The organism is Mycobacterium paraseoulense (assembly GCF_010731655.1).
Lineage (GTDB): Bacteria > Actinomycetota > Actinomycetes > Mycobacteriales > Mycobacteriaceae > Mycobacterium > Mycobacterium paraseoulense.
Genome location: NZ_AP022619.1, coordinates 1457171 through 1473341, shown reverse-complemented (window position 1 = coordinate 1473341; position 16171 = coordinate 1457171). Strand labels below are relative to the sequence as shown.

General features: G+C 67.7%; 16 protein-coding genes. 5 read left to right on the top strand and 11 right to left on the bottom strand.

Annotated features, from left to right (window positions below; translation table 11 throughout):
* Positions 1-10 precede the first annotated feature (10 nt).
* Positions 11-1213 (top strand): cytochrome P450, encoded by a 1203-nt coding sequence (locus G6N51_RS06605; RefSeq protein ID WP_083172076.1) that lies wholly within the window; start codon positions 11-13, stop codon positions 1211-1213.
* An 85-nt stretch (positions 1214-1298) separates the two neighbouring features.
* On the opposite strand, the gene G6N51_RS06600 is transcribed toward G6N51_RS06605, so the two are convergent.
* From G6N51_RS06600 to G6N51_RS06575, 6 genes are all read right to left on the bottom strand, one after another.
* Positions 1299-2288: an alpha/beta fold hydrolase gene (locus tag G6N51_RS06600; protein ID WP_083172077.1), complete on the bottom strand. Its 990-nt coding sequence runs from the start codon at positions 2286-2288 to the stop codon at positions 1299-1301.
* A 78-nt stretch (positions 2289-2366) separates the two neighbouring features.
* The gene (locus G6N51_RS06595; RefSeq protein WP_083172078.1) at positions 2367-2861 is read right to left on the bottom strand and encodes a lipoprotein LpqH; all 495 of its coding nucleotides are present in this window, start codon (positions 2859-2861) and stop codon (positions 2367-2369) included.
* Positions 2862-2945: 84 nt separating this feature from the next.
* Positions 2946-3677 (bottom strand): hypothetical protein, encoded by a 732-nt coding sequence (locus tag G6N51_RS06590; RefSeq protein ID WP_083172109.1) that lies wholly within the window; start codon positions 3675-3677, stop codon positions 2946-2948.
* Positions 3677-4549, bottom strand: a complete 873-nt coding sequence (locus G6N51_RS06585; RefSeq protein ID WP_083172079.1) for a TIGR03619 family F420-dependent LLM class oxidoreductase — start codon at positions 4547-4549, stop codon at positions 3677-3679. The genes G6N51_RS06590 and G6N51_RS06585 overlap by 1 nt, the downstream gene beginning before the upstream one ends.
* A complete protein-coding gene (locus tag G6N51_RS06580) occupies positions 4546-5328 on the bottom strand; it encodes an SDR family NAD(P)-dependent oxidoreductase (RefSeq protein ID WP_083172080.1) in 783 nt (260 codons plus the stop codon). Before G6N51_RS06580 ends, G6N51_RS06585 begins: the two co-directional genes overlap by 4 nt.
* Before the next feature lie 7 nt (positions 5329-5335).
* On the bottom strand, positions 5336-6133 hold the full coding sequence (locus G6N51_RS06575; protein WP_083172081.1) for an alpha/beta hydrolase: 798 nt from the start codon (positions 6131-6133) through the stop codon (positions 5336-5338).
* A 118-nt stretch (positions 6134-6251) separates the two neighbouring features.
* Between G6N51_RS06575 and G6N51_RS06570 the strand changes: the two genes are divergently transcribed.
* The gene (locus G6N51_RS06570; RefSeq protein ID WP_232078221.1) at positions 6252-7109 is read left to right on the top strand and encodes a 5'-methylthioadenosine/S-adenosylhomocysteine nucleosidase family protein; all 858 of its coding nucleotides are present in this window, start codon (positions 6252-6254) and stop codon (positions 7107-7109) included.
* A gap of 4 nt (positions 7110-7113) precedes the next feature.
* Here the strand turns inward: G6N51_RS06570 and G6N51_RS06565 are convergent, their stop codons facing one another.
* Entirely contained in the window at positions 7114-7968 is an 855-nt protein-coding gene (locus G6N51_RS06565) for a sulfurtransferase (protein ID WP_083172083.1), read from the bottom strand.
* 176 nt (positions 7969-8144) lie between these two features.
* Here G6N51_RS06565 and G6N51_RS06560 point away from each other — a divergent pair, with 176 nt between their 5' ends.
* The 3 genes from G6N51_RS06560 (at position 8145) to G6N51_RS06550 (ending at position 10667) form a co-directional block, all read left to right on the top strand.
* A complete protein-coding gene (locus G6N51_RS06560) occupies positions 8145-8594 on the top strand; it encodes a hypothetical protein (protein ID WP_083172084.1) in 450 nt (149 codons plus the stop codon).
* 70 nt (positions 8595-8664) lie between these two features.
* Positions 8665-9990: an APC family permease gene (locus tag G6N51_RS06555; protein WP_083172085.1), complete on the top strand. Its 1326-nt coding sequence runs from the start codon at positions 8665-8667 to the stop codon at positions 9988-9990.
* Between the two features lie 203 nt (positions 9991-10193).
* Positions 10194-10667, top strand: a complete 474-nt coding sequence (locus tag G6N51_RS06550; RefSeq protein ID WP_083172086.1) for an MPT63 family protein — start codon at positions 10194-10196, stop codon at positions 10665-10667.
* 51 nt (positions 10668-10718) lie between these two features.
* On the opposite strand, the gene G6N51_RS06545 is transcribed toward G6N51_RS06550, so the two are convergent.
* From G6N51_RS06545 to G6N51_RS06530, 4 genes are all read right to left on the bottom strand, one after another.
* Positions 10719-11858 carry a glycosyltransferase gene (locus tag G6N51_RS06545; protein ID WP_083172087.1) on the bottom strand — a complete coding sequence of 380 codons (1140 nt, stop codon included), beginning with the start codon at positions 11856-11858 and terminating at the stop codon, positions 10719-10721.
* Positions 11859-12127: 269 nt separating this feature from the next.
* Positions 12128-13078: an IS481 family transposase gene (locus G6N51_RS06540; RefSeq protein WP_142275300.1), complete on the bottom strand. Its 951-nt coding sequence runs from the start codon at positions 13076-13078 to the stop codon at positions 12128-12130.
* 106 nt (positions 13079-13184) lie between these two features.
* Complete coding sequence (locus G6N51_RS06535) at positions 13185-14375, bottom strand: AAA family ATPase (protein ID WP_083176524.1); 1191 nt, start codon at positions 14373-14375, stop codon at positions 13185-13187.
* 32 nt (positions 14376-14407) lie between these two features.
* On the bottom strand, positions 14408-16000 hold the full coding sequence (locus G6N51_RS06530; RefSeq protein WP_083176522.1) for a Na+/H+ antiporter: 1593 nt from the start codon (positions 15998-16000) through the stop codon (positions 14408-14410).
* Between the last annotated feature and the right edge of the window lie 171 nt (positions 16001-16171).

Sequence of the window (16171 nt, the reverse complement as noted above, 5' to 3'; positions counted from 1 at the left end):
GGGACTGACAATGGCGGGCGCCAGCACGATCGACTTGTACTACGACCCGTTCGACTCCGACATCGACGACAACCCGTACCCGGTGTGGAAGCGCATGCGCGAGGAAGCGCCGCTGTATTACAACGAGAAATACAACTTCTTCGCGCTGAGCCGGTACGACGACGTGGCGCGCGAACTGCCGAACTGGCAGACCTACCGGTCCGGCCGCGGCACCACGGCCGACATCTTGTTCGCCAATATCGAAGTGCCGCCGGGCATTCTGCTGTTCGAGGATCCGCCGCTGCACGACCTGCACCGCCGCCTGCTGTCCCGGGTCTTCACGCCACGCCGGATGCTGGCCGTGGAGGACCTGGTGCGCGGCTTCTGTGTTCGGGAGCTGGACCCGCTGATCGGGGCGGGCGGCTTCGATTTCATCGCCGACCTCGGGGCGATGATGCCGATGCGGACCATCGGTTACCTGTTGGGCATTCCCGAGCAGGATCAGGCCAAGATCCGCGATCGCGGCGGGGCCTACATCGAGTTGTCCGAGGAGCGTGACCCGGCCGCGGTCAACGCGAAGCTGTTCGAGGAAAGCATCGTGGTGTTCGCCGAGTACATCGACTGGCGGGCCGATCACCCGTCCGATGACCTGATGACCGACCTGCTGCGGGCCGAGATCGAGGAACCCGACGGCACCCGGCGGCCCTTGTCGCGGACCGAGGTGCTGGCCTACACCGCCATGATCGCCGGCGCCGGCAACGAGACCACGGCCCGGCTGATCGGCTTCATGGGTCAGCTGCTGTCCGATCACCCGGATCAGCGCCGCGAACTGGTCGCCAACCCGTCCCTCATCCCCGGCGCGGTCGAGGAGACGCTGCGCTACGAGCCGCCGTCACCGGTGCAGGCCCGGTACGTGGCCCGGGACGCCGAACTCTACGGCCGGGTCGTGCCCGAAGGCTCATTCATGTTGCTGCTCAACGGCTCCGCCAACCGGGACGAGCGCCGGTTCAACGATCCGGATCGGTATGACATCCACCGCGAAGGCGGCCACCTGAGTTTCGGCCAGGGCCTGCACTTCTGCCTCGGCTCGGCGCTGGCCCGGATGGAAGGTCGGGTGGCCCTCGAGGAGGTGCTCAAGCGCTGGCCCGACTGGGAGGTTGACTACGCCAACGCCCAGCGCGCGCACACCGCGAGCGTGCGCGGGTGGGCCCGCCTGCCCGTCGTCACGGGCTGACGCGTTCGCTCGGCCTGGCTCGGCGAGTGTGCGGCCAGCCGGGCACTCGAGCTCGAACGTGCGGCCAGCCGGGCGCTCGGCCGGGCTAGGAGGCGGTCTGGTCCACCAAGACCGCGCCGTCGGGCTGGTTGCCCAGCGTCTGCAGCGGGATGTCCCCACCTTGAGCCGTCAGCCGGACGATCTCGGCGAGCTGGCCGGGGGCGTCGCATTGCAGGTAGTGGTCCGCGCCCGGCACCACCCAGTAGCGGTTGCGGCCGGGTTTGGTCTTCAGATACGTCTGCCAGACATGGTTGGGGACGCGCAGCGGAGCGACGTTGTCGTGTAACCCCCACACCACGGTGGTGTTGACCGGGCTCTTGGAAAGCGCTTCCAGCCAACCGGTTTCGTCGGCGGCGCGCTCGTGCAGGTATTGGATGGTGTCGGGCAGCACCCGGATTCCGTCGTTGTGGGCAAAGCACTTCGCCAGCGCGGCGATCTCCGGGTCGTCCAGTGTCCGCCGCGGCATGAAGGTGCTGGCTCCCAGGCCGGCAGCCAGCAGCTCCGGCGTCGCCGCCGCCGCGGTGGGCCGCCCGGTGGCGGGGTCGAGCAACGCGGTCTGGAATGCCGTGAGGTTGGACAGTGGCAGGTAGATGTTGGCGTTGGTCATGATGAGGTCGACGGGTACGGCCGGCGGATCCAGGGCGGCCAGCATCTCCAGCGCGATCATGCCGACGCTGCTACCGCGGTCATGGGTGAGCATGCGGTATTCGGTCAGATTCCATACCTGAGTGATCGCGTGGACGAGCAGACGCGCGTCGTCGTAGAGCGAATACACATAGGGCTCAGCCGGTTTGTCCGACAGGCCGTAGCCGGGAAAGTCCAGCAGGCAGATGTCGAACTCCGAGCCCAATTCACCGGCCAGCGCGAAGTAGTCGATGCTCGACGTCGGGAAGCCGTGCACGAGCACCAAGGTGGGCGCGCCGGGTGTGCCGCAGCGGCGACTGAACACCGCGACTTCGTGCGCATCGTTGACGGCGGTCGTCGACCGCCACCGCAGTTCCGTGCCGCCGGTTTGCCACTCCGCGAAGATGTCCAAGCTGCCAGCATCGCAGAGGCGATGGCGGTAGACAACCACGCCGCTACCGAAGTGACGACGCCTGTCCCGCGACCGCGGTCACGGGCAGGTGATGTGCACCCCGAATGTCACCGTGCGCGTGCCGCTTTGGCCGGGGGTCGTCGCATCGCCCGTCCCGGTCACCGTGTAACTCTTGCCCTCCTTGGCTGCCTGGACCTGGGTCGCCGACTTGGTCGCCTGGTAGGGGAGTTGATACTGCCCGCCGGCCAGCGTGAGCGAGATCGCGAATCCGTCGACCATGGGCGGTTTCTCGTCCGAGAGGGCCAGCGAGACGGACGCCGTGTCGTCGTGCACGCTGATGTGGGTGGTGAGGTCACCCGATTCGGGCGGCGACGCATTCGGTTGCGCGGCCGAGCTGGTGCAGTCGACTCCCGCGGTCAGCGTGTGTTTGTTCCCGTCGACCATGACGGTCGTGGTCACGGCAACCGGACTCGAACTCGGGGTTCCCGCCGGCTGGCCGCTCTTGCCCGAGCAGCCCGACAGGCCGGCGGCCAGCGCGATGCCGGCGGCCGCGATCAGGTATCGATTCGCCATCTCACCTCCTTTGCCAGCGAGGACTATAGGTCCCATTCGTTTCGGGAAGGTCTCATTTCTCTGGCGGCCAGTCAACCGCAGGGTTTATCGCCAGGCCTCCCAACCGACCATGCTGCGTAGCGGTCCGGCGAACAGCGGCCGCACGGCGGCCGATCGCCAGCGTTGTTCGATGACCGGCGCCAGGCCGTCGGTGGTGGTCAGCGGGTCGTCGTCGAGGTAGACGACGGTGATGTACTGGTGCTCGGTTCGCCATCCCCGGGGCAGGTGGCTCCAGCCGGCGCTGGAACCGAAGGTCCACGCACCGGCGGTGCCCGGCACGGCGAGCAGCGCCGGAAGGTGCTCGGCGTGCAGCCATTGCAGCCACGCGTCCGGGCGTCGTCCGTCGACCGGTTCTTCGACGATGAGCACGACGCCGCGGTGCGGCCGAAACGGCACCACCTCGGCGGAGACGAATGCCCGCGGCGAAGACTGCCACTGCAGCAAGCGCAGGCCGGCGACTTGCAGCGACGGCCGGACGACGGGGAATCGACCGTTCTCGCGCAGCGCGCGGCCGAGCGTGACGAAGTCGTCGAAGGTTTCCTCGACGGGCTCACCGACCAGGTAGTGCACCGCGTTGCCGATCTCGGCCAATGGGCCGGTTCCGGCCACGCGGTGCTGCGGATAATCGCCGTCGGCGATCCACCGCAGCCCGTGCACGATGCCCGGCAGTTGGTACTGCTCGGGCATGTGATCGAGCAGGTGCCACCGCAGGTAGCTGCCGTCGTCGTCGGCCGGGGCGGCGGCGGTGAGGCTGAATATGCCCGCCCTGACGCGTATCACGCGGTACCGCCGGGGGAGTGCAGCTCGGCGAGCGCCTGCAGGTTGTCGAGATAGTGCTGCAGCGACGTGTGCCGGAAGACGGCGGGCACGACGGTGGCGCCGTGCGCGGCGGCTTCGCCGACGGCATCGCGGGTCCGCTCCGGTTGGTCGATCGGGTCCAGCGGTGCCGGCGGTGGCAGGACGACTTCGAAACCCGGCTGAAGGTCGAAGCGGCTCAACCAGTCTCGTGCTTCGTGCAGGCTCACGTTGAACGGTGCCCAGCCGTCGGCCAGGGTCGCGGCGCGGCGCAGCGACCGCAGGGTCCGGCCGCCGACCCAGATGGGGACGCGCTGCTGTACCGCGCACGGGTCGACCACCATGCCGTCGAACGAATAGAACCCGCCGTGGTAGGCGGGTTCGGGAACGGACATCGAGGCGCGCAGCGCCCTGAGCGCGTCGTCGCCTCGCGGTCCGCGGTCGTCGAAAGGCGCGCCGATCAGGTCGAACTCCTCTTTGAGGCTGCCGACGCCGACCCCGAGGATCAGCCTGCCACCGCTGACCTTGTCGAGGGTGCCGTAGCGCTTGGCGATTTCGAGTGGATGGTGGTATCCGAGCACCAGCACGTTGGTGGCGAACCGAATTCGTCGGGTGCGCGCGGCTAGGTAGCCGAAGGTGGCCAGCGGATCCCAATAGCGGGTGCCGCGGCGCTGGGTCTCGGCTGCGGGCAGCGCGATGTGTTCGCTGCAGGTCAGGTGGTGGTAGCCGAGCCGGTCCGCGGCTTCGGCGATCCGCGCCAGGTCCTCGATGGAGGCGTGTTTCTCCCACTCGCCGCTGGCTTTCGGAAACATCGTCACCACGGGCGTGGCCACCGAGAGTCGTGGGGCGCTCATCCCTGCATGTACCCTCCGGCGTCGACGGGAATCGATTGGCCGGTGATGGTCCGGCTTTCGTCACTGGCCAGGAACAACGCCAGGTTGGCGACATCATCGGGCGTGGAGATATCCTGCAGGGCAACACCTTTGACGGCTTTATCGCGCTGGGTGGCGAAGTCGACTCCGCGCTCGTCGGCGGTGCGTTGCACCCATCGGCGCCACAGGTCGGTATCGATGGACCCAGGCACGATGCAGTTGCACCGGATGCCGTACGGGCCCACCTCCAACGCCACCGTCTTGGTGAACGCCCGCAGCGACGCCTTGGCGGTGACGTAATGGCTCTTGCGGACGATGCCGGAATAGCCTGCCGTGGAGGAGAAGTTGAGGATCACGCCGCGGCGGCGGGCCAGCATCGACCGGTTGAGCACTTCTCGGGTGCACAGCATTGCCGCGGTGACGTCGATGGCGAACGTGGCGTTCCAGTTGTCCAGGGTCTGTTCCCAGATCCAGCGGTCCTGTCCGGGGGCGGCGGCGTTGTTGCACAAGATGTCGACCTGGCCGAACTCGTCGACGGCGCGCGCCACCATGGCCGCGACGTCATCCTCGTCGGTCACGTCCGCGCGCATCGCGATGGCACCGGGGCCGGAGGCGTCGGCGGCCTCGCGGACGAGCTCTTCGCGTCGCGCCGCCAGCAACACCTTGGCGCCTTCACCGACGAACCGCGACCCCAGCACGGGCCCCAGACCGGTGCTGGCCCCGGTGATGATTGCGACCTTGCCGTCGAGCCGGCCCGTCATTGCGCAGTCAACTTGCGGGCACACATGTTTCGAGCCACGCGTGGATTCGTTCGGCGACGGCACGCCACCCGGGGTCGAGCATCATGTCGTGGCTCATCTTAGGGAAGAGCTCCGCGTCGGTGTGGTAGGCGGCGGCGGTTGCCCGCACTTCCTGCTCCGTGAAGCAGACGTCGTCTTCGGCTCCTAGCACCAACAGCGGGGTGGTGACGAGGTGCGGCCTGGGCAGGTGGAGCCATAGCATGTCGATCGCGATCTTCAGGGCGTACTCCTCGCACAGTGCCGCGGCATAGCGCGCCACGTCGGCTTCCGAGTGCGACTGCGAGAAGAACGTTTCGCGGGCCAATTCCGGTGTGGCACCGACGCCGCGCAACGACCTGGTCATGGCCAGGCCGCTGGCGGTGTACCACGGGTGTCGCTTGAGCCTGCGCGCCAAGAATCCCAGGATGCCGCTCGGAGGCGCGGAGGCGAGCAGTACGGCGGCGGCGGCGCCGTGCGACTCGAGGTATTTCTGCACCACGAAGCCGCCCAGGGAGTGGCCGACTACCACCGGTCGTTCGGGCAGGCCGTCGGCAACCGCGGCGACGTCGGCGACGAAGTCCGCGATCGAGCAGAGCCGCATCGACCTGGGCGCCGGGCTGTTTCCGTGACCCCGGAGGCTCACCGCCAGCGCCCGGTGGCCGTTGTCCGCGAAGAAGTCCAGGAAATGCTCGTCCCAACACCAGGCGCCATGCCAGGCACCGTGCACGAATAGCACCGGCGGCTTGTGGGATTCGCCGCGGGGCGTTCGTTCGAGCACTTCGAGCATGAGCGTGACTCCTCGTCGGGCCGCGCCTTGACTGCAACGCCGCTGAGATTAGCCGCTGGCGTGCCCGTGGAGGGCCGGAATCGGCGAAGCCGCGGTGCTCCTGGCGTTTACTGGTGCGGTGGGTGTTGCGGGTGACGGCGAAGGGCGCACGTTGGTGCTGTCGGCCTTTCCGGCCGAAGCCGACGCGGTGCTGTCACACACCACGCTCGATCCCGACCCGGTGGTGATCGTCGACCGCCGGCACTTCTATCTCGGCTCGATCGCCGGGAAGAACGTGATCATGGCGATGACCGGCATCGGCCTGGTGAACGCGGTCGACACCACTGAGGTCGCGCTCGCCCGTTTCGAGATTGGCGCGGTGGTGTTTTCGGGCGTCGCCGGTGGGGCGGCGCGGACCAAGATCGCGGATGTGGCCGTGCCGGCGCGGTGGACACAGGACAACGGCAGCACGTTTCGTCCGGTTGATCCCACCATGTTGGCGACGGCCGAAACGCTTTCTGTCGCACTGGAAAGCGTCGCCCGGCGGATCGATCTGCGGCGCCGGCCGCAAATCGTGGTGGGCGGCGACGGTTGCAGCTGGGACAACAACAACGGCGTGGCGTTCCCCTGCATCCCGAACGGCGGCGACGTCTTCGGCTGCCAACCGCGCAGTGCGCCCGATCGGTCGTTCCGATACACCGGCAACTTCCGGGAGGCGGCGGGCCGTTGGGTGCGAAGCGCCCTGATCAGCAACCTGAACATCGTCTCGACGGCGGACCCGGCGTTCGATGCGACGGACATGGAGACCGCGGCCGCGCAGGCGGTCGCCGATGCCCACGGTGTTCCCTTCCTCGGCATCCGCGGCATCACGGATGGGCCGGGTGATCCGCTTCGCTTGCCGGGCTTTCCGTTTCAGTTCTTCTGCTACAAGCGGATCGCGGCGGCCAACGCGGCCCGGGTAACCGCGGCCTTCCTGCAGAGCTGGGCCGGGGTCTGATCGTTCACTCGGGGCCGCGGGCGACCGCGCGGCGCGGATCCGAACACCACTCGGACCACGAACCCGGAAACAGCGCCGCGTCTAAGCCCAGCGCCGCGAGCGCGGCGACGGTGACGCTGGCCGTCACGCCCGAGCCGCAGTAGGCGCCCAACGTGCCGTCGCGTTCGATCCCGTGGTCGGCGAGCAGTTGGGTCAGCGCTTCGTCGCCGATAAATGTGCCATCGGTGGCCAGGACGGCGGTGCTGGGCAGGTTGCTGGCGCCGGGGATGTGACCGGCGGCGGGATCGATCGGTTCGACCTCGCCGCGGAAGCGTTCCGGCGCCCGCGCATCCAGCAGCGTCACGCCACCGGCGCTCGCCTGTTCGGCCGTCAGGGTAGGGAGGCTCCCGGCGTACAGGTCGTCGTGCGGCACGGCCACGTTCCCGGGTTCCGGTGTCACTGGGCCGGTTTCGAGCTTCCGCCCGGACGCTCGCCAGGCGGCCAGGCCGCCGTCCAGGATGCGGACGTTGGGGAGGCCGGCCGCCGTCAACACCCACCACGCGCGCGCCGAACCGGACCGATTCCAGTCGTCGTAAACCACCACCGCCGAGCCCTGCCGGATTCCCCACCGGCGGGCGGCGGCCTGCACATCGCTTGCCGACGGCAACGGGTGGCGACCACGTCCGGCGATCGTGTGATCGCTGAGTTCGTCCTCGAGGGAGGCGTACACGGCGCCCGGTAGGTGGCCCTGCAGGTAGGCGGGGTGTCCGTCCGGCTCGTCGAGGCGCCACCGGACATCGAGGATGGTCACCGAGTCGCCGGCCTCGATGAGATCGGCCAGCTCCGCCACGCTGGTCAACACCTGGTCTCGGGCTGTCACCGATTCGCCTCCCTGATGGTCTGTCGCGAGCCTAGCGGCCGCCCGAAAAGCGGCACCCTCAGCAAAGCGGTGGCGTAGCGTCCTGATGGGTAGTAGGGCAGATGGAGCAACCCTGGGCCTCGCGGTCGTCGGCCCGGATCCTGGGCAGCCTCCGACTTTTAAGGACATCACCGGCGATGAGTACCTCCGAGCAATCGCAGACCCGTACCCGCATGTTCGCCCGGGTGCTCGGCCCGTTTCTCACGATCGTGCCGATCACGGTCGCGGTGCGCGGTTCCCACATGCAGACGCTGTTCACTGAGTTCAAGGCAAATCCCATGTGGGCGTGGCTTTATGGCGCGATGCTCTTGATGGGCGGCCTCTTCATCATCGCGCTTCACCAGTACTGGGGCAGCCTCGCGGCGATCATCGTGTCCGCCGTGGGCTGGTTTTTCGCGATACGCGGCGTGCTGTTGTTGACCATTCCCCGTGCCTACGATGCTGCCGGCGACGCGATGTACAGCTCGGGTATGTATGCCGCGATATGGGTGTTGTTCGCGTGTCTCGCGTCCGCCGGGCTCTACCTGACCTACGTCGGCTGGAAGCCGCGGCGCAGCGCCCCGCCCCCCGTCCCGGAAGGGCATTGATCGCGGCGGTGGCCGCGCGGTGCCGTGACTTTCTCGCCGGTTTCGGCAATGACCGTCTTATCGTTGGCGGATGCCGCCCGAAACGCACGATGAGGCAAGCGCCCATCGCCCGTCCGGTGAACTTGGGGTTGCCGCGCTGGTGTCCATCGGTATCGGCGGCATGGTCGGCGGCGGCATTTTCTCGGTTCTGGGCCTGACCGTGCAGATTGCCGGCGCCGGCGCCTACCTCTCATTCGTCGCCGGTGGGGTGATCTCGGCGCTCACCGGGCGGTCGTATGCGCTGCTGTCCGTGCGCATCCGCAGCCGCGGCGGCACCGCGTTCTTTCTGGACAAGTGCTTCGGCACCGCCATCGGCGGGCCATTGAATGTGCTGTTGTGGCTCAGTTATTTCGTGATGCTGGGCCTCTACGCCGTCGCGTTCGGCAGCTACGGCGCAGCGTTGCTGGGCGCCGATCCCAATGGTCCGTGGCGCCGCGTCCTGGCCAGCGGCGTCGTGCTGGCATTCATGGCGCTGAATCTCGCCGGCGCGCGCATCGTCGGGCGCACCGAAGCCATCCTGGTCTACGGCAAGCTTGCGATCCTGCTGCTCTTTTGCGTCGCGGGGCTGGCCTTTGTACACGGCGACCGCGTTTCGCCGGCCCACTACCCGTCGATTGGTGTGATCGTCTACGCCGGCGGGTTGATCTTCCTGGGATATGAGGGCTTTGAGCTGATAGCCAACGCGGCCGAGGACGCGCGTGATCCGCGGCGCAGCCTGCCGCTGGCGTACCTGATCTCGATCGGCGTGGTGATCCTCCTGTACGTCCTGGTCGCTTTCGTCGCCGTCGGAAACCTCAGTGTCGTGCAGATCGACCGCGACCGCGACTACGCGCTGGCCGCCGCTGCGCGTCCGTTTCTGGGGTCGGCCGGTTTCATTCTGATCGGCATCGCCGCCGTGATCTCCACCGCGAGCGCGATCAACGCAACCCTGTACGGCACAGGGAAGTTCACCTACCTGATGGCCCGCAACGGCGAACTGCCGCCCGGGCTGGCCAAGCCCGTGTGGGATCGGCCGATCGGCGGGCTGCTCTTCACGACGGCGGGGACGCTGGTGGTGGTCAACGCCGTGCAGATCGAGGGCATCAGCCTGATGGGGTCGGCCGGATTCCTGCTGATCTTCGCCGCCGTCAACCTTGCCGTGCTGCGGTTTCGGGTCTCCCGCACCACCAAACTGCTGGCGGTCCTCGGCGCGGCCTGCTGCCTGGGCGCCCTCGGTGCGATGACGACATACACCGCCACGAAGATGCCCGGCCAGCTGTGGGTTCTCGGCGGCTTCCTGCTAGGCGCGGTGGGCGTGGAAGGCCTGGTCCGGCTGCGTGGTCGAAGAACCAGCCATCCGCCGCTGCCGTTGCCGTAATCACCGTGGCGATTGCCCTGACAATTCTTCTCCAAGATTCAGGGCCCGCAAATAATGCGCTAACCAATTGGCCAATCTGGGTTTTAAGACGGTTGAGGCCAAATGGCTCTATTGGGGAAGGCGCCGCGGTGGACACGATCAAGTTTCTGGAGTCGATTGGCCACGAATAAATTCGTTGCTCAAACGAGTAGGGAGAAGCACCCGTGAAGATCACAAAGATGCTGGTGACGGCGCTAGCGGCCGTCGCCGCTGCAATGGTAGTCGCAACACCGGTCGCGGCGACCGCCTACCCCATCGTCGGCAAACTTGGCAGCGAGCTGACGATGGATGACAGCGTCGGCCAAGTCCTCCTCAGCTGGAAGGTCAGCGAACTCAGACTCAGCACCGACCCGACGCCGGGTTACCAACCGACCGGCCAATTGTGGGAAGCCACTGCCACTGTCAGGGCACTCCGGGGCAGCGTCACCCCGGCCATTTCGCAATTCAACGCCGTTGCCCCGAACGAAGCCGCCTACCGGGTGCTGTGGTATGTCGCGAGCCCCACCAACATCAGTGGGGCCACCATTCCCCAAGGCGCACAGTCGACCGGCAAGATCCACTTCGATGTGACGGGCCCACCGCCGAACACGGTAACGATGAACAACGGTATGGAGGATCTCCTTATTTGGGGGCCATAAACTGACGTGCGTCGGGTCTGAGCAATAGCGATACTCCGCCGCTTGGTACACCTACGCGGTGTGTTCGGCGTCGCCCAGGTCCAGCGCCGGCGCCCCCAACGAGGCCAGCATGCCCTTCGCCGCCCGGTGCCAGGTGAAGTCCTCGGCGCGACGACGCGCGGAGATGCGGCGGTGGTGCTCTGGCCGGCTGGTGACCGCGCGGACCGCCCGCGCGATCGCGGCGGGGTGGTTGTCGGCCGACGCGCCGCTGTCCGGCGTGATGATCTCGGTCAGCGCCGAGGTCCGCGAGACGACCGCCGGAGTCCCGCAAGCCAGCGACTCCAGCGCGGCCAGCCCGAATGTCTCGTGCGGCCCGGGAGCCAGCGTCACGTCGGCCGAGGCCAGCAGCCCGGCAACCGTGTGCCGATCGGAGACGAAACCGGTGAAGTCCACCGGCAGCCGGGCGGCCTGCCGCTCCAGCCTGGACCGCAACGGCCCCTCGCCTACGACGACGAGCCGGGCGTCGACGCCGGCGTGGCGCAACTCGCCGATCGCGTCGATGCTGCGGTCGACGCGCTTTTCCACCGACAGCCGCCCGCAATGGACCACCAGCAGCTGCGTCGGCGAGGCCCAGCGCCGCCGCACCAGATACGAGTGCCGGCGCGGGTGAAAGGTTTGCAAATCCACGCCCAGCGGGACGGTCACGGTATTCGTCGCGCCGATGCGGTCGAATTCCTCACGCGCGAATCCGGTGGTGCACACCACCGTATCGTAATCGGCAGCGGTGCGCGCGTTGGCGAGATCGGCGAACTTGACCGCGACGCGGCGCGGAAGTATTTGTCCCACAAGGCGATCCAGCCGCTCGTGGGAAATCATGACAGTTGTGGCGCCATGGTCGTGGCCCCACCGGCCGAGTGACCGCAGCGTGAGCCGGTCGGAGACCTCCAACGCGTCGGGCCGCAAAGCCGCTAGCAGCGCCTTGACCGGCCCGGGCAATACCGCGCGATAGCCGCCGGTGAGGGGAATCAGCCGCGCCGGCAAGGTGATTCGCACGACGCCGGTGCGCAGCTGGCTGCGCTCGGCGCGCTGACCGGGAACGATCAGGAACACCTCGTGCCCGCTGGCGCAGTATTCGGCGCCCAGCCGGTCCACCGCGGTGCGAAGGCCGCCCGAGCGAGGGCCATAGAAGTTGGCGACCTGTACAACGCGCATAACGTGAGGACACGCGGCGCGCGTGTGCACTCAACAATGGGGACCTGACGCCGGCCTGAACAGTCCATGAATTCCGCCGAACGGGCAACGATCGCTCGCTCTCGGGGCCTTCGGGCCTGTCGATGCGGCAATATTGCCTAGCGGGCAAGTTTCATCGTGCGCTGAGGGCTTCGGGTGTGCGCCCAGGGCGGCGACACGCCGCGCGGCGCCGCCGACGATGCACACGGGATGCGGCGGCCGAGGCTAGCTGTACTCGGCCACGAGGTTGGTCACAGTCGGCTGATGGGTGGTAGTCCGTCGAGTGCGCTGTGGCGTCGTTGAGTGTTGTAGAACTCGAGCCATGGGGCAAGGGCGTTTGCCCGCTCGGCGTTGGAGGTAAAAACTCTGCGGTAGCACCACTCGGTTTGCAGGGTGCGGTTGAATCTCTCTACCTTGCCGTTCTGCCAGGGGCAGTGCGGTTTGATGAACAGATGCCTGGTGCTGAGCTGGGCAATAACGGCTGCCACAGCAGCTGACCGACGATAGCTGAGATGGTTGTCGGTGATGATGCGTTCGATGCGTGAAATGCCTTGCGCCACAAAATAGTCAGCGGCCCGCTCGATGAAGCCCGCACACGTTGGACCTTTCTCGTCGGGCAGGATCTCGGAATAGGCGAGTCGGCTGTGGTCATCGACCATCGAGTGCACGTAGTCATAGCCGTTGCCGCGGCCGCGGACCTCTTCGCTGCGCCCATGAGCTCGCCACCCACCACCGTCGGGGATGCGGCTGAGTTTCTTGACATCGACGTGGACCAATTCGCCGGGACGGTCTCGCTCGTAGCGCACCGCGGTAGCCTTCGCGGCCTTGATCACCGCTCCCGTCATCGGATCACAGTCACGCAGGTAGGGCTGGCCGTGGCGGCGCAAGATGCGTCCGACCGTGCGGGCCGGCACTCCCAATTCTGGACCCAGCCAATCCGGGCCACGCCGATGCTCACGGCGTGCCGCCAGGACCTGCTGCTCAACAGCCGCCGGTGTGCGCCGGGGTGAGCAGTGCGGACGCGAGGACCGATCAAACAGCCCGACTGATCCCTCAGCGGCATAACGGCTGATCCAGGTGTGGACACACTTGCGGGAGATTCCCATCGCCTCAGCGATCTGGGCTTGCTTCCATCCGCTTTGGTGACGTTCGACGATGAGCAGTCGACCATGAAACGTCGTGCGGGCATTACGGTGGGACACGAGAACCTCCGGAGCAGGTATGGGCCTTCGACAAGCCACACCCCACCCGGGGGTTCTCCTCACATCAAGCCGACACGCCTGCTACCAACCTCGTGGCCGAGTACAGCTAGCGCTTGCCCCAGTCCCACGGGGGCGTGCTCAGCAGGCCCTGACCGGCGACCCGCGTCTCGCCCCACTCCTTGTACAGCTCGATCTCGACGGCTCCGTCGAAAGCCTCGGCCTCGGCCACCGGCACGGTGTCGAGGAATTCGAGCAGGGCGCCCGAATGCGTGACGACCAAGACCTGCGTCCGCGCGGCGGCGGCCCGGATCAGCCCCGCGAGCGGACGCACCAACTCCGGGTGCAGCGACGTCTCCGGCTCGTTGAGCACCATCAGCGACGGCACCTGCGGGCTCGACAACGCGGCGGCCCACAGCAGGAATCGCAATGTGCCGTCGGACAATTCGGCCGAGCGCAGCGGACGCAGCATGCCGCGCTGCCGCAGCTGCAGGTCGAACAGCCCGTCGTGAACGGCGACCGAGAGCGTGGCGCCATCGAAGGCCTCGGCGACCGCGTCTCCCAGGCCGTCCATGCCCGCCTCGATGATCGTCTGGATCGCGGCGGCCAGGTTGCTGCCGTCGTCGGCGAGCACCGGGGTGCGCGTTCCCACTTGGGGGTGGCGGGCGGGCGCGTCCGCATCCACCCGGAAGCCGTCGTAAAACCGCCACCCGCGCAGCCGCTCGCGCACGGCGGCGAGTTCGGGATGCGCACGCGGGTGGGCGTACTCGGCCAACACGCTGCGGTACAACGGCAGCGACCGGGACAGCTCGTCGAATCCGCGGCCGGTGTCGGCGCTGACCTCGACGAAGCCGGCGGCGCGGCGCACCAGCGTCGTGCCGGTTCGCAACACCGGGCCGGCGAACAACGCCTCGCGCTTGATCTCTGGATCGCGGGCGAAGAACGAGTCGGCTCGCCCCGCTGACACCGGCATCCCCAGGTCCACGAGGTAGCCGAAATCGCTCGCGGCAAAACCCAATTCAAGGGAAACCGGACGGGTGCGCACGGTGCCCTCGGCCTTCCCGGTCCGGCGGGCGCCCGTGAGTTGCTCGGGTCCGGCCCACAGCGCGGACTGCAGACCCCCTTCGCGGGCGAGCGAGGCGATCACCTCGCCGCGCCCGCAATCGGCGAGCAGCCGCAATGCGCGGTACAGCGACGACTTCCCGGCGCCGTTGGCGCCGGTGACCACCGACAGCCGACCCAGCGGCAGGATCACCTCGCGCAGCGAGCGATATCCGCGGATCGCCACCGTCTGCAACATGGGGCCGACTGTACGGTCGACGACCGACGCGCCTATTCGTTGTCGGCGGCGTCGAGCAGTTGTACCTCTTCGAGGTCCATCTCGTTCTGCAGTTCGCGCAGGACGATGTCGTCGATGAGGTTCTGGTTGCGCAGGGCGGTAATCTCCCGGCGCTTGCGGTCGAGGACGCCGAGTCGCACGCGGCGCACCAGCTCCCTTTTCTTGACGAGGTGGTTGTTGGTCGAGCCGTCCTCGGTGGCGAGGGTCAGCGCGGCCTTCTCCTCGTATTCCTTCTGCAGCCGGCGCCGCAGGTCATCGCTTATGCCCACCTCGTCGGCGACCGTCGGCAGCGCGTCGAGGCAGGCCCGCACGCCCCGGGTGCGGGCCAGCTGCAATTCCTCGGCGTGGGCGAGGTCCTCGGGCATCTTCGCCCAGCGCACGACGGCGGGCAGCGTGCTGCCCTGGACCAGGACAGTCACCAGGATGACGACCACCACGATGAAGATGAGCAGGCTGCGGTCGGGGAACGGCGCGCCGCTGAGCGTGGTGGCCGGGACGGCCAGCGCCGCAGCCAACGACACCGCCCCGCGGAATCCCGCCCAGGCCGTGACGAAGCGCTGACGCCAGTTGACGCGACGTTCGCGCTGCGCCTCTCGGCGGTCGATCAGCCTGATCAGCAGGACCGTGAGCTCGCCCCAGAAAACGCGCGACAGAATCACCACGGCGGTGACGGCGAGCGCGATCAACAAGGCGTTGCGAATCCCGCCGTCGACACCGGCGATGCCGCGCAGCGCCCCGGGTATCTGGACACCGACGAACACCCACAACGAGCCGTTGAGCAGGAAGGTCGCGCTGTCCCAGAACGCGTAGGCCTGCAGGCGGGACCGGGCGCGGATCACCACCGGCCCGGCGTAGGCGAGCACCAGGGCCGCGACCATGACCGCGACCACCCCGCTGCAGTCCATGCTTTGGGCCAGCAAGAACGCCGCAAACGGCGTCAGCAGGCTCAACGCCATTTCCTCCTGGGGGGCGTCGATTCTCTTGCGCAGCAGCGTGACCGCGCCGCCGACGAGCAGCCCGGCGGCGATGCCGCCCAGGTAGGAGCCGACGAAGCGGCCGACCAGGTCGACCGGCGTGATCGCCGATCCGCCGATCGCGACGTGAACCGTGACGGCAAAGAGCACGAGGGCCGTGCCGTCGTTGATGAGACTCTCGGCCTTCAGCACGGTGACCGACCGGCGGGGCAGCTTCTTCGCCAAGCCTGCCACCGCGGCGGCGTCGGTGGGGGAGAGCACGGCGCCCAGGACGGCCGCCGCATGCGAGTCCATGCCCATCGCCCGCGCCGTCCACGACACCGCCACGGCCGTCGCGATCACCAGGGCGACACTGAGAAAAACGATGATGCGCGCATTCGCCCGGATCTCGCGGAAGCTGGTGTTCAGGCCCTCCCAGTAGAGGATCGCCGGCAGGAACAACAGCAACACGATCTCACCGTTGATGTGTACGTGAGCGAAACTGGGCACCAGACCCAGCAGCGTGCCCATGACGATGAGCAACACCGGGGGGCCCACGCGATAGCGCCGGCCGATGACCGTCCCGAGGATGACGGTGGAAACGAGCGCGACGATCAGGACGAGGCCAAACACCAGCCCATCCTGCCGGACTTGGTCGGGTTACGCGGCTTGGGGTTTGGGCGGCCCTGCGGTCAGCCCGTCGCGCGCCCAGTCTCACCAGTCACATGAGCACCCTGCGCGGGGCATGCGCTGAATGCGGAAAGCGATATCACCGGCGATATCAGATTCGAGGGGCGCGTCATG